The following is a 21,912-nucleotide window of genomic DNA, read 5'->3' on the forward strand; positions in this document are numbered from 1 at the left end:
ACCACACCGCCGAGGGTGTCACCGTCCTTGTGGGCCTGGTCGATCTCCGCGACCATCGCCTTCGAGGCGTCCGCGTCCAGACACCGCACCGGGTCCGCGTCCAGCCTCTCCACGTCCGCCGGGGCCGGGTAGACGCCGTACGGCGCCTTCGCCGAAGCCAGCTCGACCACATGGGAGACGATCTCGATACCGGCCGTCTCCTTCAGGTACGACCGCGCCACCGCGCCGAGCGCCACCCGGGCCGCCGTCTCCCGCGCGCTCGCGCGCTCCAGGATCGGGCGGGCCTCGTCGAAGCCGTACTTCTGCATGCCCGCCAGATCGGCGTGACCCGGGCGCGGACGGGTCAGCGGCGCGTTGCGGGCCAGACCGGCCAGCACCTCCGGATCGACCGGATCGGCCGCCATGACCTGCTCCCACTTCGGCCACTCGGTGTTCCCCACCATGACCGCCACCGGCGAGCCCAGCGTCAGCCCGTGCCGGACACCACCCAGGAAGGTGACCTCGTCGCGCTCGAACTTCATCCGCGCACCACGGCCGTAGCCGAGCCGCCGCCGCGCCAGGTGGTCCGCCACCATCTCCGTGGTGATCGGCACGCCGGCGGGAAGACCCTCCAGCGTCGCGACAAGTGCGGGACCGTGGGACTCCCCCGCGGTCAGCCAACGCAGCCTGCTCAACGGTGCTCCTCAGTGCTCGCGCCCGGTACTGCCCGGCGTACGCGTCCTCGCGCACGGCGACGGCGTCACCGGGTGCGCGACCCCGGCACGCCACCTCCGATCCTCCCACGTCCGCGGGCGGGAGACGGCCGCCGGTCCAGCAGGCGGACGCGCGCGGGGGCGTCAGCGGGCCGCGAGCGCCTTCTCCCCGGCGTGCCGCATGGCGTCCACCGGGCCCGGGGCCAGCCCCGTCATCCGCTCGAACTGGAGCACCGCCTGGTGGACCAGCAGATCGAGGCCGCCGACCACGGCGCCGCCGAACATGGACCAGCGGGCCGCCAGTTCGGTGGGCCAGGGGTCGTAGAGCACGTCGAAGAGGGTGGCGGGGCGTTCGGGCACGGCGGCGGCGAGCGCGTCGGTGGTCCCGGCGGGCGTGGTGGCGATCACCAGCGGGGCCCGCAGCGCCTCGGCGGCGTCGGACCAGTCCGCCGTGCGGACCTGCACGTCGAGCCGTTCGCCCCACTGCCGCATCTCGGCGGCGCGGGCCTCGCTGCGGACGTAGGCGACGACCTCCCCGGTGCAGATCCGGGCGAGCGCGGCGAGCGCGGAGGAGGCGGTGGCCCCGGCCCCCAGGATCGCGGCGGAGCCGACCTCCTCGATGCCGTGCTCGCGCAGCGCGGCCACCATGCCCGGGATGTCGGTGTTGTCGCCGACCCGGCGTCCGTCCTCGGTGAAGACCAGCGTGTTGACCGCGTCGACCGAGGCGGCGGTGTCGCTGACCTCGTCCAGCAGCGGGATGACCGCCCGCTTCAGCGGCATGGTCAGCGACAGCCCGGCCCACTCGGGCCCCAGCCGGTCGAGGAAGCCGGGCAGCGCGGCCTCGTCGACGTCGAAGCTGTCGTACGACCAGCCGGCGAGCCCGGCCGCCTCGTACGCCGCCCGGTGCAGCACCGGGGAGAGGGAGTGCGCGATCGGAGAGCCGAGCACGGCGGCACGGCGGCCGTCAGTTGCCCGTGTTGGCATTGAACTTGTCCCTGAGTTCTAGGAATTCCGCGTACGTCTTGGCGAACTCGGTGTTGCTCATACCGTCGGTCGCCACGAAGTAGACCCAGCCGTCATCGGTCGGGTTCAGCGTCGCCTTCAGCGCGTCCTCGCCGGGGTTGCCGATCGGGCCGGGCGGAAGTCCCGGGTACCGGTACGTGTTGTACGGGCTCGGGTCGCTGTTGATCTCCTTCTCGGAGATGTGGATGTTGCTCGTGCCCTTGGCGTAGTTGTACGTCGAGTCGAACTGAAGCTTGCGGTTGGTCTCGGTGTTGGTGGGCTTGAGGCGGTTGTAGACCACCTCGGCCATCTTGCGGAAGTCGTCGTGCGTCTTGCCCTCGGCCTGGACCAGGCTCGCGACCGTGACGAGCTGGAAGGCGTTCTCCACCCCGAGCTCCCTGGCCTTCTCGTCGAGGCCGTAGGCGGCGTACTTCTGCTTGGCCTGGACGACCATCTGCTTGAGGATGGCGTCGGGCTTCATGCCCTTGGCGGCCGGATAGGTGCCCGGGAAGAGGAAGCCCTCCAGCGGGTCCTTGACGTCGCCGCCGTTGCGCGCCCAGGCGGGCAGGCCGAGGGACTTGTACTCCTTCTCGGCGAGCTTCCGGGTCGCGCCCTTGGACAGTTCCAGCTTCTTGTCGATGGCCGCGTAGACGTCGGTGTTGCGCTCGCCGGGGGTGACGATCACGTTGTTCTGGCTGCGCGGGTCCATCATCAGCCGGACCGCGCTGGCGGCGGACATCTCCTTCTTCAGGAGGTAGGCACCGGCCTGGATGCCGTCGCCGCCCGGTGTCGTCGTCTGGGCGTGGACGAACGCGTCGGCGCTCTTGACGACGCCGGCCTCCTTCAGCCGGCGGCCGATCTCCCAGCCGCCCGCGCCCTTGGGGATCTCGACGGTGACGGTCTGGCCGGTGCCCTCGCCCGCGTAGTCCGGAGCCGCGCCGAAACGATTTTGGTAGAACTGGTACCCGAAGTACCCGACTCCGCCGAGGCCGCCGCCGAACACCAGGACGACCACCATGCAGGCGCAGCCGGTGCGCCGTTTCCTGGGCTTGACCGGCTTGCGGCCCTTGCCGCGCCGCTCCCGCCGGCCCTGGAGCTCGTGCTCCTCGCCGTCCTCGCCGCGGCTTGCGGCGAGGACGCCCTCCTCCTCGCCCGCCGGCTCCGGCTCGGGGCGTCTGCGGCCGGGCGGCTCCGGCGGCGGGTAGGCGTCCTCGGTGGGGTAGAGGTCGGGCTGCTCCGCGCCGTAGGCCACGGGCTGCTGGCCGTAGGGGTCGCCCGGGTCGGCCGCGTAGGGCACGTGGCCGTGGGTCCCGGTCGCGTCCCAGCCGCCCTGGTGGAACTGGTGCTGGGCGTGGGCGGTGAGCTGCTGGTCGTACTGCTGCCGGCCGTCCTGGTGGGCCTGGTACCGGTCGTCGTGCTGCGGGTGGTGCTGCCCGTCGTACCCCGGCTGCTGTCCCTCGTTCCAGTCGCCGTACCGCGGCGCCTGCGGGTGGTGCTGCGGCTGGCCGCCGTAGGGGGACTGCGAACCCTCCTGGGCCTGCTGTCCTCCCCATCCGCCGTCCCCGTGCAACGGGTCCTCCGGATTCCACGGTTCGGAGCCTTGGCCCCGGCCATACTCAGTCATCGATCCCCTAGAGCCGCGAGGCCGACGGACCCGCGGCTCGTGGGCCGGATTCCGCTCCGCCTCTTGCTGTGCCCCGGCTGTTCGAACACCGGCGCATCGCGCGGAACGTTACCGTATCGCGATCAGATGACCACTTCGACGCCCTCACCGGGTGGTTTGCCTGACACCCGTTCGGATTCCAGAGCCTGCTGCAGGATGACGACGGCCGCCGCCTGGTCGATGACCGAACGGCCCTTCTTGGACTTCACGCCCGAGGCGCGCAGTCCCTGGCTGGCCGTGACGGTCGTCATCCGCTCGTCCACCAGGCGCACCGGCACCGGCTGGATGCCCGTGGCCAGTTCCCCGGCGAAGGCGCGGACCTTGACCGCGGCCGGGCCCTCGCCCCCCTTGAGGGAGCGAGGAAGGCCGACGACGACCTCGATCGGGTCGTACTCCTCCACCAGTTGACGCAGGCGGCGGTGGGCGGCGGGGAGGTCCCGGCCGGGGACGGTCTCCACGGGGGTGGCGAGGATCCCGTCGGGGTCGCACGAGGCGACCCCGATCCGGGCGTCCCCGACGTCGATCGCGAGCCGGCGTCCTCTGCGCATCTGCTTCGACCGTTCCCTACTTGGCGGTCTCGGCGACGAGCCGCTCGACGGCCTCGACGGCCTCGCCGACGGCGGCCGGGTTCTGGCCTCCGCCCTGGGCCACGTCCGGCTTGCCGCCACCGCCGCCGCCGAGGGTCTTGGCGGCGGCGCGGACGAGGTCGCCGGCCTTCAGACCGCGGTCGCGGGCGGCGTCGTTGGTGGCGATGACCGTCAGCGGCTTGCCGTTGTTGACGGTGAACAGCGCCACGACGGCGGCCCGTCCGCCCTGGATCCGGCCGCGCACGTCCAGGACCAGCTTGCGCAGGTCGTCGGGCGTGGTGCCGTCCGGGACCTGCCCGGTGACCACGGCGATGCCGCGGATGTCCCGGGCGGAGCCGGCGAGGCCGGCGGCGGCCTGGAGGACCTTCTCGGCGCGGAACCGCTCGATCTCCTTCTCGGCGTCCTTCAGCTTGCCGAGCATCGAGGAGACCTTCTCCGGCAGCTCCTCCGGGCGGCCCTTGAGCAGCTCGGTCAGCTGGTTGACGACCGTGTGCTCACGGGCGAGGAAGTGGTAGGCGTCCACGCCGACCAGGGCCTCGATACGGCGCACACCGGAGCCGATGGAGGACTCGCCGAGCAGCTTCACCAGGCCCAGCTGGGCGGTGTTGTGCACGTGCGTGCCGCCGCACAGCTCCTTGGAGAAGTCGCCGATGGTCACGACGCGCACCCGCTCGCCGTACTTCTCGCCGAACTCGGCGATGGCGCCCTGCTTCTTGGCCTCGTCGATGCCCATGACCTCGGCGTGCACGTCGAGGTCGCGGGCCAGCACCTCGTTGATCTTCTGCTCGACGTCGGTCATCACGGCCGTCGGCACGGCGGACGGGGAGCCGAAGTCGAAGCGGAAGCGGCCGGGCTGGTTCTCCGAACCGGCCTGGGCGGCCGTCGGGCCGAGGGCGTCCCGCAGGGCCTGGTGGGTGAGGTGGGTGGCCGAGTGGGCGCGGGCGATGGCGTGGCGGCGGCGGGCGTCGATGGCGGCGTGGGCCTTGGCGCCGACGGTGACCTCGCCGACCTGGACGACGCCCTTGTGGACGTACACGCCCGGGACCGGCTTCTGGCAGTCGCGGACCTCGATGACGGCGCCGGTGTCCACCTTGATGCGGCCGGTGTCGCCGATCTGGCCGCCGCCCTCGGCGTAGAACGGGGTGCGGTCCAGGACGATCTCGACCTCGTCGCCCTCGGTGGCGGCCGGGGAGGAGACGCCGTCGACCAGGATGCCGACGACCGTGGACTCGGCCTCGGTGTCGGTGTAGCCGATGAAGTCGGTGGCGCCGGCGCTGTCGGCGATCTCGCGGTAGGCGCCCAGGTCGGCGTGGCCCGTCTTCTTGGCCTGGGCGTCGGCCTTGGCGCGCTCCCGCTGCTCCTTCATCAGGCGGCGGAAGCCGTCCTCGTCCACGGCGAGGCCCTGCTCGGCGGCCATCTCCAGGGTGAGGTCGATCGGGAAGCCCCAGGTGTCGTGGAGCAGGAACGCCTTGTCGCCGGAGAGGACGGTGCCGCCGGCGGCCTTGGTCTCGGTGACGGCGGTGTCGAGGATGTTGGTGCCGGCCTTCAGCGTCTTGAGGAAGGCGGCCTCCTCGGCGAGGGCGACCTTCTCGATGCGCTCGCGGTCGGTGATCAGCTCCGGGTACTGCTGGCCCATCATGCCGATCACGGTCTCGACCAGGTCCTTGACGACCGGACCGGTGGCGCCGAGCAGCCGCATGTTGCGGATGGCGCGGCGCATGATGCGGCGCAGGACGTAGCCGCGGCCCTCGTTGCCCGGGGTGACGCCGTCGCCGATGAGCATGGTGGCGGTGCGCATGTGGTCGGTGACCACGCGCAGGGACACGTCCGAGTCGTGGGCGTCGCCGTAGCGGACGCCGGTCAGCTCGGTGGCCTTGTCGATGACGGCCATGGAGGTGTCGATCTCGTACATGTTCTGCACGCCCTGCAGGATCATGGCGAGCCGCTCCAGGCCGAGGCCCGTGTCGATGTTCTTGCTCGGCAGGTCCCCGAGGATCTCGAAGTTGTCCTTGCCGATGCCCTCGCCCCGCTCGAACTGCATGAAGACGAGGTTCCAGATCTCCACGTACCGCTCGTCGTTGACGGCGGGGCCGCCCTCGGCACCGAACTCGGGGCCGCGGTCGTAGTTGATCTCGGAGCAGGGGCCGCACGGGCCGGGTACGCCCATGGACCAGAAGTTGTCCTTCATGCCCAGGCGCTGGATGCGCTCCTTGGGCACGCCGACGACCTCGTGCCAGATCTGCTCCGCCTCGTCGTCGTCCTGGTAGACGGTGATCCACAGGCGCTCGGGGTCGAGGCCGTAACCGCCCTTGTCCTGGGGCGAGGTGAGCAGCTCCCAGGCAAGCTTGATGGCGCCTTCCTTGAAGTAGTCGCCGAAGGAGAAGTTGCCGCACATCTGGAAGAACGTGCCGTGCCGCGTGGTCTTGCCGACCTCTTCGATGTCGGGCGTGCGCACGCACTTCTGCACGCTGGTGGCGCGCGGGAACGGCGGCTTGACCTCACCCAGGAAGTAGGGCTTGAAGGGCACCATGCCGGCGGGGACGAGGAGCAGAGTCGGGTCGTCCGCGATGAGCGACGCCGAAGGGACGACGGTGTGCCCGCGCTCCTCGAAGAAGCTCAGCCAGCGGCGGCGAATCTCGGCCGACTCCATCAGTGGTCCTCATTCCGGTTGTACGAGTGCATCGGGGCTTCGATGTACTTCGGTGTGCTGCTGTTGTCGTTCTCGACGGCGGTGTACCGCCGGGGCGCGGGGAGTTCCGGGTCCTCGTGGATGCCGAGGGCCTCCTCCAGCTCGGCCTCCCGCCGGGCCATGTTGTCGCGGACGTCGAACGCGAAGCCGACCGCGCGGTCCTTCAGGCGGTGACCGGTCTCCAGGGCCTTGTTCGCCGCGGTGGCGGCCAGGCTCTCCGGGGTCAGCTGCCTGATCTTGCGGTTGACCTTGGTGGTGGCCCACACGCCGGCGGCGACACCGGTGGTGAACCAGAACGTACGGCGGAACATCGCTCGGTCTCAGTCCTTACTTCCGCTTGCGTCGTGCGGCGGGGACCGTCCGGCCCACGATCACGGTACGCCGGGGGGACTTCGCAGGCACGTCCTCCCCCTTGCGGCCGCCGAGCGCCCGGCGGACGCCGTAGCCGAAGGCCGCGACCTTGACCAGCGGGCCGCCGAAGGTGGAGGCGACGGTGGTCGACAGCGCGGAGGCGTTGGAGGTGACCTCCTGGACGTCGGAGGCGATCGCGTCGACCCGGTCGATCTGGGTCTGCGCGGAGCGCACCGCCTGGGAGGCGTCGGAGAGCAGCGGGACGGCCTGGTCGGTGACGTCCGCGACGAGCTTGGTGGTCGCCTTGAGCGTCTGGGCCAGCCTCGCCAGCGCGACCGCGAGGAAGGAGACCAGGATCGCCCAGAAGACGGCCACCAGGATCCCGGCCACCTCTGTACCGGACACTGTGCGCACCCGCTCCCTGAAACGTGCCTGAGCATCGGAAAAGTCGTGCCCCGAGCCTATCGCGCCGGGGCCGCGGCTCCGTACCGGATTCCCGGCGGCGCGGATGCGGTGGTGCCGGGTGATTGTACGCAGTGAACACGTTTCAGTACGCTCCGTGTCCCATGCGAGATCCTCATGGTCCCGGCCCCTTCGCGGGCGTCGCCCCGCCCCTCGAACTCACCGCTTTCGTCGGGCGCTCGGCGGAGCTGGCCGAGCTGGCGGCGGCCCTCGGCCGGGCCCGGCTGGTGACGGTGACCGGGGTGGGCGGGGTGGGCAAGTCCCGGCTGGCGGCACGGGCGGCGGCGCGGTGGGCGGCCGGCGCTCCGGCGGGGCCCGCGGGCTGGAGCCGGGTGGAGCTGGCCGAGGTGCGCGATCCGCAGTTCGTGGAGTACGCGGTCGTGGAGGCGCTGGGGCTGACCGACCACACCACCCGGCTGCCCCGCGAGACGCTGCTGGAGCAGTTGGCGGGGCGGCGGATGCTGCTGGTGCTGGACGGGTTCGAGCATCTGGCGGCGGCCTGTGCCGCCCTGGTGGCCCGGCTGCTGCGCGGTCTGCCGGAGCTGCGGGTGCTGGCGGTGGGACGGCGTCCGCTGGGCCTCGCGGGCGAGCTGCTGTTCCCGCTGGCGCCGCTCGGCCCCGAGGAGGCGGTGGAGCTGTTCGCCGACCGGGCCCGGGCGCACGGGGTGCCGGTGGCCGACGCCCCGGAGGTACGGGAGCTGTGCCGCCGGCTGGAGGGGATCCCGCTGGCGCTGGAGCTGGCGGCCGGGCGGCTGCGCGCGCTGTCCCCGGCGCAGCTGCTGCACCGCCTCGGCGACCGGTTCCGGGTGCTGACCGGCGGCGCCCGGGACGCCCTGCCCCGCCACCGGACGCTGCGCACGGCGATCGGCTGGAGCCACGAGCTGTGCACGCCGGCCGAGCGGATGCTGTGGGCGCGGCTGTCGGTGTTCGCGGGCACCTTCGACCTGGAGGCGGCCGAGTACGTGTGCGGCGGTGCGGGGCTGCCCGCCGAGGACGTGCTGGACGTGCTGTCGGAGCTGCTGGCCCAGTCCGTCGTCGCCCGCGAGGAAGGCCCGGCGGGCCCGCGCTACCGGATGCTGGACACCGTGCGGGCCTACGGCGCCGAGTGGCTGGCGGCGGCCGGGGACGCGGACCGGCTGCGCAGACGGCACCGGGACTGGTACCTGGGCCTGGCGGCCTGCTGCGAGCTGGAGTGGTTCACGCCCCGGCAGCGGGAGGTGGCCGCGCGGGTGGACGCCGAGCTGCCGAACCTGCGGGCCGCGCTGGAGCTGTGCCTGGGCGAGCCGGGCGAGGCGCACCTCGGCCAGCAGCTGGCGGGGTCGCTGTGGTTCTGCTGGGTGGGCTGCGGGCGGCTGGCGGAGGGGCGGCGCTGGCTGGAGCGCGGCGTGGAGCTGGAGTCGGGGTACGAGAGGGCCCGGCTGAAGGCGCTGTGGGTGCTGGGCTACGTGGCGGTCCTCCAGGGCGACACCGGGCCGGCCCTGCGGACGCTGCGGGCGTGCCGGGAGCGGGCGGAGCGGGCGGCCGATCCGGCGGCGGTGGCCTACGCCGAGCACCGCATGGGCTGCCTGGCCCTGGTCACCGACGACATGGCCGGTGCGGAAACGCTGCTGCGCTCGGCGCTGGAGCGCTACCGGACGATCGGCGAGCTGAACAGCAACGTCCTGATGGGCCGGGTGGAGCTGGCGATGGCCCGGGCGTTCCAGGGGGACCTGCCGGACGCGGTGCGCCTGTGCGAGGAGGTGCGCCGGCTGTGCGAGGACCACGGGGAGCGGTGGGCGCGTTCCTACGCGCTGTACGTGCTGGCGTACGCGGCCTGGGCCGACGGGGACCCGGCGGGCGCGCGGGAGCTGCTGTCCGACGCGCTGGCCGACGCGCACGCCTTCCGCGATCTGCTGGGCTCGGTGCTCGTCATCGAGCTGCTGGCGCTGGTGACGGTGGCGCAGGGCGATCCGGTGGAGGCGGCGGTGCTCCAGGGCGCCGCCGGACGGCTGTGGACCTCGGTCGGGCTGCCGTTGTTCGGGTCCGCCCACTACAACGCGCCGCACGAGCGGTGCGAGGCCGCCGCGCGGCGGGCGCTCGGCGACGCGCGGTACGCCGAGTGCGTGCGGGAGGGGGCCGGGCTGGACCGGGAGGCCGCGGTGGCCCGGGCGCTGCGGCGCCGGGAGCCGGGGACGCTGGGCGCCCTGCCGGCACCGCGCGGCCCGGCCCCGGACGGCGGCCCCGGACAGCGCGAACCCGCCGCCTCGCCCACCCGGAAGGGCGGGGAGACGGCGGGCTGAGGCTTACGCCGCGACCGGGGTCAGCGGGCGTAGTACTCGACGACGAGCTGCTCGTCGCAGATCACCGGGATCTCCTTGCGGTTCGGCTCGCGGTCCAGGCGGAACGCCAGGGCCCGGAGGTTCACCTGGAGGTAGCGCGGGGTCTCGCCGTCGGGGGCGAAGCCACCCTCGCGGGCGATCTGGAACAGCGTCTTGTCCTTGGAGCGGTCGCGGACCTGCACGACGTCGTCCGGACGGACACGGAAGGACGGCTTGTCGACCTTCTGGCCGTTGACCTGGATGTGGCCGTGGACGACCATCTGGCGGGCCTGGTAGATCGTGCGGGCGATGCCCGAACGCAGGACCAGCGCGTCGAGACGGCGCTCCAGCTCGATGATCAGGGCCTCACCGGTCTTGCCCTGGACCTTGGAGGCACGCTCGTAGGCGCGCACGAGCTGGCGCTCGGACACGTCGTACTGCGCGCGCAGACGCTGCTTCTCCAGCAGACGGACCTTGTAGTCCGAGTTCTGCTTGCGGCCGCGGCCGTGCTCACCCGGCGGGTAGGGGCGGGCCTCGAAGTACTTGACGGCCTTCGGGGTCAGCGCGATGCCGAGGGCACGCGACTTCTTGACCTTGGGGCGGGACTGGTTCGCCACTGTCTCAATCTCTTTCGTAGTTTTCGGCTTGTCAGGGTTAGAGAGGTCGCATCCGCAGCCGGGAGAACCCGTCGGGTCCGCGGGGGACCTGCCGGGCAGCCGCTTCCCTGGTCTGGGCACATACGTGCAGCACGCGAGTGGCCCACCGACCGTCCCGGGATTGCACGGGGGGTGGTGGGCTGCCCGCGACACCGTTCGACGGTGCGCGACGCTCCTGGAGCCGGTCCGCTGGGGTCCGGGCTCCGGCCGGGTGTCCCGCTCTGACGGCACGGGACTCGGCACTTCGGAGCAGTCTACAGGCTGCTCAGGAAGGCTTGCGACCGAGGTGCCTGCGGGTCCACTCGACGGCGTCCGCGTACCGGGCCTCCGCGCCGTGCCGGCCCGGGGTGTAGTACTCGCGGTCCTTGAGGGCGTCCGGTGCGTACTGCTGCTCGGCGATGCCCTCGGGCAGGTCGTGCGGGTACACGTACCCCTGGGCGTGGCCGAGCTTGGCCGCGCCCTTGTAGTGCCCGTCGCGCAGGTGCGCGGGGACCGGGCCGGCCAGGCCCTTGCGCACGTCGTCCAGGGCGGCGCCGATCGCGGTGGTCGCGGAGTTGGACTTGGGCGCGAGGGCCAGGGCGATGGTGGCGTGGCTGAGGGTGAGGGCGGCCTCCGGGAAGCCGATCATGGCGACGGCCTGGGCGGCGGCGACCGCGATCGGCAGCGCGCCCGGGTCGGCGAGGCCGATGTCCTCGCTGGCGGAGATCATCAGGCGGCGGGCGATGAACCGGGGGTCCTCGCCGGCCTCGATCATGCGGGCGAGGTAGTGCAGGGCCGCGTCGACGTCGGAGCCGCGGATGGACTTGATGAGGGCGCTGGCGACGTCGTAGTGCTGGTCGCCGTCGCGGTCGTACTTCACCGCTGCGCGGTCGACGGTCTGCTCCAGCGTCCGCAGCGCGATCTCGCTCTCGCCCTGGTCCAGGGCGGCGCCGGCGGCGGCCTCCAGGGCGGTCAGGGCGCGCCGGGCGTCGCCGCCGGCGATCCGCAGCAGGTGCTCCTCGGTCTCCTCGGGGAGCGTGACGGCGTTCTTCAGGCCGCGTTCGTCGGTGAGGGCACGGCGCAGCAGGCCGCGCAGGTCGTCGTCGGTGAGGGGTTCGAGGGTGAGCAGCAGGGAGCGGGAGAGCAGCGGGGAGATCACCGAGAAGTACGGGTTCTCCGTGGTGGCCGCGATCAGGGTCACCCAGCGGTTCTCCACGGCCGGGAGCAGGGAGTCCTGCTGGGCCTTGCTGAAGCGGTGGATCTCGTCCAGGAAGAGGACGGTCTCCTTGCCGTACCCCCCGGTGGCGCGGCGGGCGCCGTCGATGACCGCGCGGACCTCCTTGACGCCGGCGGTGATCGCGGACAGTTCCACGAACCGCTTGTCGGTCGCCTTGGACACGACGTACGCCAGGGTGGTCTTGCCGGTGCCGGGCGGGCCCCAGAGGATCACCGAGGACGGTCCGGCGGGCCCGCCGGAGCCCTCGCCGACCAGACGGCGCAGGGGTGAGCCGGGCGCCAGGAGATGCCGCTGGCCCACGACCTCGTCGAGGGAGCGCGGGCGCATGCGCACCGCCAGCGGGCTGCCCGCCGGGTCCTTCTCCTGGCGTTCTTCTGCTGCGGCGGTGAACAGGTCGGGTTCCACGCTGAAACCCTAGAACACCGCACTGACAATCCCGTCGGGGCGGTCAGCCGGTCCAGAACTCCCACCAGCGGGTGAGCACCAGCATGGCGATGATGCCGATGTGCGCGACCGGCAGGACCCAGGTGAACTCGCCGAAGAAGGACCTCAGCCAGCGCGGGGCCGGCAGGAAGGCGTTGCGGACGTTGAACGAGGTGACGTACCAGAACATGGTGATCGTGGCGACCCAGGCCAGCGAGCACCACAGGCACAGCGCGTTGATCCGGTACAGGGACTGGAACTGCAGCCAGGTGCAGAAGCCCACGCCGAACAGCGTGCCGAAGTTGAACGTCAGCCAGTACCAGCGCGGGAACCGGGCGCGGCCCAGCAGGCTCATGCCGACGCAGACGACGATGCCGTAGGCGACCAGCCCGAGCATCGGGTTCGGGAAGCCGAACGCGGCGGCCTGCTTGCTCTCCATGACGCTGCCGCAGGAGACCACCGGGTTGAGGCTGCACCCGGGGGTGAAGGTCTTGCCCGCGACCTTGGCCTCGAGGATCTTGAACTTGTCGATCGTGATGACCCACGAGGCCAGCAGTCCGGCCGCGCCGGTGATCACCAGCAGGATGGCGAGGGCACGGCTGCCGCCGGCCGCGCGCGGGGCGTCGGCGGCGCGCTCCGGACCGGGCTTTGCGGAGACGTCGTTCACTGTCGTCTTGCTCATCACGCCGATTCCGTCACTCGAGGGTCGGACCTTCTTCGGGCAGGGGTCATTGTGCCGCACGCGCCTGTGTCCGCACCGTTCGATGCGCATAAGGATGTGCGTACGACCGGTGCCCCCCGCTCGGTACGGCCGGGCCTCCCGCGCCCCGCTGCGGCAAGGGCGCCGGACGTCCCCCGGGAGGGGGGCGTCCGGCGCCCACGCGCGTGTGCGGCTAGCCGAGCCGGGACTCCAGTTCCGCCACGATCTCGTTGACGCCGATCGCGGTCTGCTCGCCGGTCTCCATGTCCTTGAGCTGGACGAGGCCCTCGGCGAGGTCGCGCTCGCCGGCGACGACCGCGTAGCGGGCGCCGGAGCGGTTGGCACTCTTCATCGCGCCCTTCAGCCCCTTGCCGCCGTAGGCGAAGTCGGCCGCGATGCCCACCTTGCGCAACTCGGTGACCTTGGCGAACAGCACCCGGCGGGCCTCCTCGCCGAGCGGGACGGCGTACACGGACGTCGAGGACGGCAGGTCCAGGGCGACACCCTCGGCCTGGAGCGCGAGGACCGTGCGGTCCACGCCCAGGGCCCAGCCGACGGACGGCAGCGCGGGGCCGCCGATCATCTCCGACAGGCCGTCGTAGCGGCCGCCGCCGCCCACCGCGGACTGCGCGCCCAGGCCGTCGTGCACGAACTCGAAGGTGGTGCGGGTGTAGTAGTCCAGGCCGCGCACCAGCTTGGGGTCGTCCTCGAAGGAGACGCCCGCGGCGGTGATCAGCTCCCGGACCTCCTCGTGGTACGCCTTGCACGCGTCGCACAGGTAGTCCCGCAGCAGCGGGGCGCCGGTGAGCTGCTTCTGCACCGACTCGCGCTTGTCGTCCAGGACCCGCAGCGGGTTGATGTCGATGCGGCGGCGGGTGTCCTCGTCCAGGTCCAGGCCGCGCAGGAAGTCCTGGAGCGCGGTCCGGTACACCGGGCGGCACTCCTTGTCGCCCAGGCTGTTGAGCAGGATGCGGAAGTTCCTGAGGCCCAGCGAGCGGTACGCCTGGTCGGCCAGGATGATCAGCTCGGCGTCCAGCGCCGGGTCCTCCGCGCCGATCGCCTCGGCGCCCACCTGGGAGAAGTGGCGGTAACGGCCCTTCTGGGGACGCTCGTAGCGGTAGTACGAGCCGGAGTACCAGAGCTTGACCGGGAGGTTGCCCGTCTTGTGCAGGTTGGCCTCCAGGGCCGCCCGCAGCACGGACGCGGTGCCCTCGGGGCGCAGGGCGAGCCTGTCGCCGCCCTTGGTCTCGAAGGCGTACATCTCCTTGGTCACGATGTCGGTGGACTCGCCGACCCCGCGCGCGAACAGTTCGACGTTCTCGAAGCCGGGGGTCTCGATGTAGCCGTAGCCGGAGTTGCGCAGCGGGGCGGCGATGGCCTCGCGGACCGCCAGGTACGCGGCCGAGTCCGGCGGGATCAGGTCGTAGGTGCCCTTGGGGGCCCGAAAAGTGCTCACGGAAGGTCTCTCGTCACATTCCTCGTCGGGGAGCGTCCACGCTTCCCGGGCCGGCGGCCACCTGCCGCAGATAGGGGTTGGTGGCGCGTTCCCGGCCGATGGTCGTCTGGGGGCCGTGGCCGGACAGCACCACGGTGGAGTCGTCGAGCGGCAGGCACACCCGGGCCAGCGACTCGAGCATGTCCGCCATGGATCCGCCCGGCAGGTCGGTGCGTCCGATGGAGCCGGCGAACAGCAGATCCCCGGAGAAGAACACCGACGGGACGTCGGCGGCCTCGGGCATCCGGAAGGTCACCGACCCCTTGGTATGGCCCGGCGCGTGCGCGACGGAGAACGTGAGGCCGGCCAGTTCCAGCGTCGTGCCGTCCGTCAGCTCCCTGACGTCGTCCGGCTCCCCCACGGTCAGCTCGCCCATCAGCGGCATGCCGATGGACCGGCCGAGCGCCTTCTCCGGGTCGCTCATCATGTACCGGTCCTCGGGATGGATCCAGGCCGGTACCTCGTGCGCGCCGCAGACGGGGACGACCGAGGCCACGTGGTCGATGTGGCCGTGGGTGAGGACGACGGCGACGGGCTTGAGCCGATGCTTGCGCAGTGCTTCCGCGACGCCTTCGGCGGCCTGGTGGCCGGGGTCGATGATCACGCACTCCTCACCGGCGGCGGGGGCGACGAGGTAACAGTTCGTCCCCCAGGCCCCGGCGGGGAACCCGGCAATGAGCACGATCGTCCTTCGTTGTGTCGGTTGCAGACGGCTTTCGCTGCTCCCAGAGCCTACCGGCGCTGCCTTTTCCTCAGCGAACCCATATACGGTACGGGGCTACACGCAGCGGTCGGAGCACGAGGACGCACGCGTACCGCCCGACACACGACACGCATGAGGAGAAACCCGGTGGTCAGCCAGGAGCAGCGGCGGCGTCAGCTCGCCCGGGAGAAGTTCTTGCGGCAGCAGCAGCGGCGCACCGAGGCGCGGCGCAAGGCCCGCCTGCGCAACTCCGTGATCGCGTCGGTACTGGGCGTGGTCGTGATCGGCAGTGTCGCCCTGTACACGACCGGGGTGCTGAAGGACGACGACGGCAAGAAGACGAACGCGAGCGCGGAGGTCACCCCGAGCGCCTCGCCGACCGCCAAGGCCGCGGACCCCTGCGAGAAGCCGGCGGCCGGCTCGGTGAAGAAGCTGAGCTGGAAGAAGGAGCCGGCGATGAGCATCGACACGTCGGCGAAGTACACCCTGAAGCTGGCGACGACGTGCGGGGACATCGGCGTCGCGCTGAAGACGTCGGCGGCTCCGCACACGGTGAACTCGTTCGACTTCCTGGCGGGCAAGGGCTACTTCGACCACACCAAGTGCCACCGGCTGACCACCCAGGGCATCTACGTCCTGCAGTGCGGCGACCCGCAGGGCACCGGGGCGGGCGGCCCGGGCTACACGCTCCCGGACGAGAACCTCAAGGACAAGAGCCTGAAGGACAACACCTACCCGGCGGGCACGGTGGCGATGGCCAACACCGGGCAGGCGCACACCGGCGGCAGCCAGTTCTTCCTCGTCTACAAGGACAGCCAGCTGCCGCCCAGCTACACCCCGTTCGGCACGGTCGACGCGGCCGGCATGAAGGTGCTGGACAAGATCGCGGCGGCCGGTGAGAACACGGGCGCCGGCGACGGCGCGCCGAACGCGACGGTCGTGATCGACAAGGCCGCGGTCGTCAAGTCCTGACGCCCGTGCCCGGACCCCGCCGGCCCCCTTCCGCCGCCCGGACCCGAAGGTCAACAGGGCGGGCGGCGGAATTTCGGTCGTGCTGGATGCGGACAGGCCACCCGCTGGTCGCCTATGTTGGCCGTGACGAAACTGTGGACGATGCCCGGGGGTGCTGAGGCCCCCCGCAGGCATCATGTGGAGGAGGCGCTGTGAGCAGCGACCCGTGGGGCCGCGTCGACGAGACGGGGACCGTGTACGTGCGTACGGCCGACGGCGAGAAGGTCGTCGGTTCCTGGCAGGCCGGCTCCCCCGACGAGGCGCTGGCCTACTTCGAGCGCAAGTACGAGGGCCTGGTTGTCGAGATCGGCCTCCTCGAGAAGCGGGTGCGGACCACCGACCTGTCGGCGAAGGACGCCCAGGCCGCCATCGGCCACCTGCGTGAGCAGGTGGACGCGCACCACGCGGTCGGCGACCTGGACGCGCTGCGGAAGCGGCTGGACAAGCTCGTGGCGACCGTCGAGGCGCGCCGCGAGGAGCGCAAGGCGCAGCGGGCCCGGCAGTCCGACGAGGCCCGCAAGGCCAAGGAAAACCTGGTCGCCGAGGCCGAGCAGCTCGCGCAGTCCGACCAGTGGCGGTCCGCCGGGGAGCGGCTGCGGTCGCTGGTGGACACCTGGAAGGGGCTGCCGCGGCTGGACCGCAAGTCCGACGACGAGCTGTGGCACCGCTTCTCGCACGCCCGGTCGGCGTTCTCCAAGCGCCGCAAGGCGCACTTCGCGCAGCTGGACGCGCAGCGCGAGGAGGCCCGCCGGGTCAAGGAGCGGCTGGTCGCCGAGGCGGAGGCGCTGTCCGGTTCGACGGACTGGGGTCCGACGGCCGCCCGGTACCGGGAGCTGATGGCGGACTGGAAGGCCGCGGGCCGCGCCCAGCGCGAGCACGAGGACGACCTCTGGAACCGCTTCCGCGGCGCCCAGGACGTGTTCTTCGCCGCCCGCAGCTCGGTGTTCGCCGAGCGGGACGCCGAGCAGTCGGAGAACCTGAAGCTGAAGGAGGAGCTGGCCGAGGAGGCCGAGAAGCTCCTGCCGATCGCCGACCTGAAGGCCGCGCGGGCCGCCTTCCGCTCGATCAACGAGCGCTGGGAGGCCATCGGTCACGTCCCGCGTGACGCCCGGCCGAAGGTCGAGGGCCGGATGCACGCCGTGGAGCGGGCGCTCCAGGAGGCCGAGGAGGCCGAGTGGCGCCGGACCAACCCGGAGGCACGCGCGCGTGCCGAGGGTCTGACCGGTCAGCTCCAGGCCGCCGTGGACAAGCTGCGGTCGCAGATCGACCAGGCGCGCGCCCAGGGCAACAACGCCAAGGCCGACAAGCTGGAGAAGGAGCTGGAGGGCCGTCAGGCGCTGCTGGACCAGGCTCTGAAGGGCCTGCACGAGTTCGGCGGCTGAATCCCTCGCCGCCCGGCTGACAGGGCCCCGTACGCGCGTACGGGGCCCTTCTCGGTGTCCGGCTCCCGGACCGGGCCGGGGCAGGTGCGCGGCTACGAGCGGCTGCGGCCCGAGGTCACGCGGTACACGTCGTAGACGCCCTCCACGCCCCGGACGGCCTTCAGGACGTGGCCCAGGTGCTTGGGGTCGCCCATCTCGAAGGTGAACCGGGAGGTGGCGACCCGGTCCCGGGAGGTCTGCACGGCCGCCGACAGGATGTTGACGTGCTGGTCGGACAGGACCCGGGTGACGTCCGACAGCAGCCGGGAGCGGTCCAGGGCCTCCACCTGTATGGCGACCAGGAAGACCGAGGACTGGGTCGGCGCCCACTCGACGTCGAGGATGCGCTCCGGCTCGCGGGACAGCGAGTCGACGTTGACGCAGTCGCTGCGGTGAACCGATACGCCGCTGCCGCGGGTGACGAAGCCGATGATCGGGTCGCCCGGCACCGGCGTACAGCAGCGGGCCAGCTTGACCCACACGTCCTCGACGCCCTTGACGACGACGCCCGGGTCGGCGCTGGAGCGGCGCTTGCGCCCGCGCCCGCGGGACGGCGGGACCGACTCGTCGATCTCCTCGGTGGCGGCCTCCTCGCCGCCGAGGGCCTGGACGAGCTTCTGCACGATGTTCTGCGCGGAGACGTGGCCCTCGCCGATCGCCGCGTACAGCGCGGAGATGTCCGAGTAGCGCATCTCGTGCGCGAGCGTGACCAGCGAGTCGCCGGTGAGGATGCGCTGGATCGGCAGGTTCTGCTTGCGCATGGCCCGCACGATGGCGTCCTTGCCCTGCTCGATCGCCTCGTCGCGGCGCTCCTTGGAGAACCAGGCGCGGATCTTGTTGCGCGCCCGCGGCGACTTGACGAAGCCGAGCCAGTCCCGGGACGGTCCGGCGCCGGCCGCCTTGGAGGTGAAGACCTCGACCAGGTCGCCGTTGTCCAGGGTGGACTCCAGCGGTACGAGACGCCCGTTGACCCGTGCCCCTATGGTGCGGTGGCCGACCTCGGTGTGCACGGCGTAGGCGAAGTCCACCGGGGTGGCGCCGGCCGGCAGCGCGATGACATCGCCCTTGGGGGTGAAGACGAAGACCTCGTTGCGGGACAGGTCGAAGCGCAGGGACTCCAGGAACTCGCCGGGGTCCTCGGTCTCCTTCTGCCAGTCCAGCAGCTGCCGCAGCCACGCCATGTCGTTGATGGCGTCCTTGTCCTTCGCCGACGTCTTCGGCGCGTCGGTGCGGACCTTGGAGGCGCCGGCGACGGCCTCCTGCTTGTACTTCCAGTGCGCGGCGATGCCGTACTCGGCGCGGCGGTGCATGTCGAACGTGCGGATCTGGAGTTCGACCGGCTTGCCGTTGGGCCCGATGACCGTCGTGTGCAGCGACTGGTACATGTTGAACTTGGGCATCGCGATGTAGTCCTTGAACCGGCCGGGGACCGGGTTCCATCGCGCGTGCACCGTGCCGAGGGCGGCGTAGCAGTCGCGGACCGTGTCGACGAGGACGCGGATGCCCACCAGGTCGTAGATCTCGGCGAAGTCGCGGCCCCGCACGATCATCTTCTGGTAGACGCTGTAGTAGTGCTTCGGGCGGCCGGTGACGGTGGCCTTGATCCGGGCGGCGCGCAGGTCGGACTGGACCTCGTCGGTCACTATGGCCAGGTACTCGTCGCGCTTCGGCGCCCGCTCGGCCACCAGCCGTACGATCTCGTCGTACATCTTGGGGTAGAGGATCGCGAACGCGAGGTCCTCCAGCTCCCACTTGATGGTGTTCATGCCGAGGCGGTGGGCGAGCGGGGCGTAGATCTCCAGCGTCTCGCGCGCCTTCTTCTCCTGCTTCTCGCGCTTGAGGTAGCGCATGGTGCGCATGTTGTGCAGCCGGTCGGCGAGCTTGATGACCAGGACCCTCGGGTCCTTCGCCATGGCCACGACCATCTTGCGCACGGTCTCGGCCTGCGCGGCCTCGCCGAACTTGACCTTGTCCAGCTTGGTCACGCCGTCGACGAGCAGGGCGACGACGTCGCCGAAGTCGCGGCGCAGGTCGTCGAGGCCGTACTCGGTGTCCTCGACGGTGTCGTGCAGCAGCCCGGCCATCAGGGTGGCCGGGTCCATGCCCAGCTCGGCGAGGATGGTGGTGACGGCGAGCGGGTGCGTGATGTACGGGTCGCCGCTCTTGCGCTTCTGGCCGCGGTGCCAGCGTTCGGCGACCTGGTAGGCGCGCTCGATCTGGCGCAGCGTGGAGTTCTCGATCTTGGGGTCGTTGCTGCGCACTATCCGCAGCAGCGGCTCCAGGACCGGGTTGTAGGGGTTCGCGCGCTGCACACCGAGGCGGGCGAGGCGGGCCCGGACCCGGTTGGAGGAGCCGCTGCGGGTGGGCGGCGTGGCCGGCTGGCGCACCACCGGGGGCTGTGCCGGGCGCTCGGCCGGGGCCTGCTTGGGACGCGCGGACTCGGCGCTCTTCTCCACCGGGGCGGAGTGGGCGTGCTCGACGGCCCCGCGGGTGTCGTTCTTCACCTGCGACGTGCTCGGCGCGGGCTTCGCCGCGGCGGCCGAGGCGGGCTCGGGCTTGGCGGCGGTCAGTGGCTGGGCCTCGTCTGGCAAGAGGGCTCCTCGTGCGCGATCCGGGTCCCCCGGTCAGGCTCCGGACACCCCATGGTAGCGATCCTGCGCCCGGTCATCGCCTTCAGGCGGCTGTGAGGACCGTGTACCCCTGCAACGCGGGAGGCTGCCGGAGGATTCCGGGCGGCCGGTCGCCGGGCGCCCGCGCGGTCGCCGGCGGCGGGCGGCCGCACCCCGGCGGACCTGGGGAAACGACCGCATGGGAGACGCGGCACGGCCCCGGGGCCCGGTGGGACGCGGACGGCCGCACCCGGCACCGCGTGCCGGGTGCGGCCGTGTCGCCGCGAGCGCGCTCAGACCTGGAGCAGCGCCTCCAGCGGGGCCCCGTCCAGCGCGGTCTCCAGCCGGGCCCGGCCGCCGAGGAAGCCCAGCTCCATCAGCACCGCGAGAGCGGACACCTCGGCGCCGGCGCGCTGGATCAGATGGATCGCCGCCTCCGCCGTACCGCCCGTGGCCAGGACGTCGTCGACGATCAGCACACGGTCGCCGGCGGTCAGGTCCTCGGCGTGCACCTCGATCTCCGCCGAGCCGTACTCCAGGTCGTAGGCCTGGCGCAGGGTGGCCCCGGGCAGCTTGCCCGCCTTGCGGACCGGGATGAAGCCCAGGCCGGCGCGGACGGCGACCGGGGCGCCGAGGATGAAGCCCCGGGCCTCCAGACCGACGATCTTGGTCGCGCCGGTGTCGGTGGCGATCCGGGCCAGCGCGTCGGTGAGCACGGTGAAGGCCGCAGGGTCGGCCAGCAGCGGCGTGATGTCCTTGAACATCACGCCCGGTTCCGGGTAGTCGGCCACATCGCGGATGCGGCTCAGCAGCAGTTCCTGGATGTCGGTCATCGGCGCTTCCCCGAGGTGCGGCCGCGGCCCCGGCCCCGGGGCGCGGGCTGGTTGCGCGGGCCCACGACGGCGGGTGCGCCGTCGTCGGCGTCGTCGCCGGCGCGGAACTCGGGGCGGTCCTCCTCCGTGGCGGCCTGGGCGCGCTTGGCCAGGACCCGCTTGGTGAGGGCCTTCATCGCCGGCTCGCGCTCCTTGAGGTCGGCGACGAGCGGGGTGGCGATGAAGATCGACGAGTAGGCACCGGCCGCGAGACCCACGAACAGCGACAGGGAGATGTCGTTGAGCGTGCCCGCGCCGAGGAAGCCGCCGCCGATGAAGAGCAGACCGGCGACCGGCAGCAGCGCGACGACCGTGGTGTTGATGGAGCGGACCAGGGTGCCGTTGATCGACCGGTTGGCGACCTCGCTGTAGGTGAACCGGGTCTGCTTGGTGAGGTCCTTCGTCTGCTCCTTGAGGCTGTCGAAGACGACGACCGTGTCGTAGAGCGAGTAACCGAGGATGGTCAGCAGACCGATGACCGTGCCGGGCGTGACCTCGAAGCCGACCAGGGCGTAGATACCGGTCGTGATGGTGATGTCGTGGATCAGCGCGACCAGCGCGGCGACGGCCATGCGCCACTCGAAGGCGATCGCCAGGTAGATCACCACGAGGACCATGAAGATCGCCAGGCCCTCCCAGGCCTTGTTGGCGATCTGCTCGCCCCAGCTCGGGCCGACCAGGTCGGCGGCCAGCTTCTCGGGGTCGAGCTTGAGGTCCTTGGCCAGCTCCTGCTTGATCCGGTCGGACTGGTCGGTGTCGATGCCGGCGATCTGGATGCGCAGGCTGCCGTTGCCCAGCTTCTGCACGATGGCCTGGTGGCCGGAGGCCTCGTTGGCGTACTCCTCCGCCTGGGCCACCGAGGCGCTCATCTTGGTGGGCGTCGTGAAGACGGCGCCGCCTTCGAACTCGATGCCCATGTTCAGGCCGCGCACCGCCAGGCCGACGATGGCCGTGATGGTGATCAGGATCGAGACGCCGTACCAGATCATCCGCTTGCCGACGAAGTCGTAGGCGATCTCGCCGCGGTGCAGTCGAGCGCCGATGTTGCCGAGTTTCGACATCG

Annotated in this window: 18 protein-coding genes; 3 read left to right on the forward strand and 15 right to left on the reverse strand. The window is 71.7% G+C overall.

Features of this window, described 5'->3' with window-relative positions:
* The 7 genes from aroC to ACZ63H_RS33615 form a co-directional block, all read right to left on the reverse strand.
* A partial coding sequence (aroC, locus tag ACZ63H_RS33585; protein ID WP_469871631.1) for a chorismate synthase occupies positions 1-674 on the reverse strand: 674 nt, incomplete at its 3' end.
* A gap of 162 nt (positions 675-836) precedes the next feature.
* The gene (locus tag ACZ63H_RS33590; protein ID WP_469871633.1) at positions 837-1,676 is read right to left on the reverse strand and encodes a shikimate dehydrogenase; all 840 of its coding nucleotides are present in this window, start codon (positions 1,674-1,676) and stop codon (positions 837-839) included.
* A complete protein-coding gene (gene mltG, locus ACZ63H_RS33595) occupies positions 1,657-3,318 on the reverse strand; it encodes an endolytic transglycosylase MltG (RefSeq protein WP_469871635.1) in 1,662 nt (553 codons plus the stop codon). The genes ACZ63H_RS33590 and mltG overlap by 20 nt, the downstream gene beginning before the upstream one ends.
* 122 nt (positions 3,319-3,440) lie before the next feature.
* Positions 3,441-3,905, reverse strand: a complete 465-nt coding sequence (gene ruvX, locus ACZ63H_RS33600) for a Holliday junction resolvase RuvX (RefSeq protein WP_469871637.1) — start codon at positions 3,903-3,905, stop codon at positions 3,441-3,443.
* A 16-nt stretch (positions 3,906-3,921) separates the two neighbouring features.
* Positions 3,922-6,594, reverse strand: coding sequence for an alanine--tRNA ligase (gene alaS / locus ACZ63H_RS33605; RefSeq protein ID WP_469871639.1), 2,673 nt, complete (start codon positions 6,592-6,594; stop codon positions 3,922-3,924).
* Complete coding sequence (locus ACZ63H_RS33610; RefSeq protein ID WP_469871641.1) at positions 6,594-6,944, reverse strand: hypothetical protein; 351 nt, start codon at positions 6,942-6,944, stop codon at positions 6,594-6,596. Before ACZ63H_RS33610 ends, alaS begins: the two co-directional genes overlap by 1 nt.
* A gap of 16 nt (positions 6,945-6,960) precedes the next feature.
* Positions 6,961-7,389, reverse strand: a complete 429-nt coding sequence (locus ACZ63H_RS33615) for a DUF948 domain-containing protein (protein WP_469871643.1) — start codon at positions 7,387-7,389, stop codon at positions 6,961-6,963.
* A gap of 161 nt (positions 7,390-7,550) precedes the next feature.
* Between ACZ63H_RS33615 and ACZ63H_RS33620 the strand changes: the two genes are divergently transcribed.
* The gene (locus ACZ63H_RS33620; protein WP_469871644.1) at positions 7,551-9,725 is read left to right on the forward strand and encodes an ATP-binding protein; all 2,175 of its coding nucleotides are present in this window, start codon (positions 7,551-7,553) and stop codon (positions 9,723-9,725) included.
* Between the two features lie 20 nt (positions 9,726-9,745).
* On the opposite strand, the gene rpsD is transcribed toward ACZ63H_RS33620, so the two are convergent.
* From rpsD to ACZ63H_RS33645, 5 genes are all read right to left on the reverse strand, one after another.
* Positions 9,746-10,360 carry a 30S ribosomal protein S4 gene (rpsD, locus tag ACZ63H_RS33625; RefSeq protein ID WP_301975067.1) on the reverse strand — a complete coding sequence of 205 codons (615 nt, stop codon included), beginning with the start codon at positions 10,358-10,360 and terminating at the stop codon, positions 9,746-9,748.
* A 304-nt stretch (positions 10,361-10,664) separates the two neighbouring features.
* Positions 10,665-12,020: a replication-associated recombination protein A gene (locus ACZ63H_RS33630; RefSeq protein WP_469871647.1), complete on the reverse strand. Its 1,356-nt coding sequence runs from the start codon at positions 12,018-12,020 to the stop codon at positions 10,665-10,667.
* 43 nt (positions 12,021-12,063) lie between these two features.
* Complete coding sequence (locus tag ACZ63H_RS33635) at positions 12,064-12,720, reverse strand: vitamin K epoxide reductase family protein (RefSeq protein WP_469871648.1); 657 nt, start codon at positions 12,718-12,720, stop codon at positions 12,064-12,066.
* Positions 12,721-12,931: 211 nt separating this feature from the next.
* Positions 12,932-14,194 (reverse strand): histidine--tRNA ligase, encoded by a 1,263-nt coding sequence (gene hisS / locus ACZ63H_RS33640; RefSeq protein ID WP_469871649.1) that lies wholly within the window; start codon positions 14,192-14,194, stop codon positions 12,932-12,934.
* A 13-nt stretch (positions 14,195-14,207) separates the two neighbouring features.
* Entirely contained in the window at positions 14,208-14,915 is a 708-nt protein-coding gene (locus ACZ63H_RS33645; protein WP_469871650.1) for an MBL fold metallo-hydrolase, read from the reverse strand.
* Positions 14,916-15,083: 168 nt separating this feature from the next.
* Here ACZ63H_RS33645 and ACZ63H_RS33650 point away from each other — a divergent pair, with 168 nt between their 5' ends.
* Together ACZ63H_RS33650 and ACZ63H_RS33655 are read left to right on the forward strand one after the other, a co-directional pair.
* A complete protein-coding gene (locus ACZ63H_RS33650) occupies positions 15,084-15,908 on the forward strand; it encodes a peptidylprolyl isomerase (RefSeq protein WP_469871675.1) in 825 nt (274 codons plus the stop codon).
* Positions 15,909-16,099: 191 nt separating this feature from the next.
* Positions 16,100-17,329 (forward strand): DUF349 domain-containing protein, encoded by a 1,230-nt coding sequence (locus ACZ63H_RS33655; RefSeq protein ID WP_469871651.1) that lies wholly within the window; start codon positions 16,100-16,102, stop codon positions 17,327-17,329.
* 92 nt (positions 17,330-17,421) lie between these two features.
* On the opposite strand, the gene relA is transcribed toward ACZ63H_RS33655, so the two are convergent.
* From relA to secF, 3 genes are all read right to left on the reverse strand, one after another.
* Positions 17,422-19,959 (reverse strand): GTP pyrophosphokinase, encoded by a 2,538-nt coding sequence (gene relA, locus ACZ63H_RS33660; protein ID WP_467935927.1) that lies wholly within the window; start codon positions 19,957-19,959, stop codon positions 17,422-17,424.
* A gap of 311 nt (positions 19,960-20,270) precedes the next feature.
* Positions 20,271-20,810 carry an adenine phosphoribosyltransferase gene (locus ACZ63H_RS33665; RefSeq protein ID WP_469871652.1) on the reverse strand — a complete coding sequence of 180 codons (540 nt, stop codon included), beginning with the start codon at positions 20,808-20,810 and terminating at the stop codon, positions 20,271-20,273.
* Positions 20,807-21,910 carry a protein translocase subunit SecF gene (gene secF / locus ACZ63H_RS33670; protein WP_469871653.1) on the reverse strand — a complete coding sequence of 368 codons (1,104 nt, stop codon included), beginning with the start codon at positions 21,908-21,910 and terminating at the stop codon, positions 20,807-20,809. The genes ACZ63H_RS33665 and secF overlap by 4 nt, the downstream gene beginning before the upstream one ends.
* Positions 21,911-21,912 lie beyond the last annotated feature (2 nt).

Source organism: Streptomyces sp. NPDC104831 (assembly GCF_055583025.1).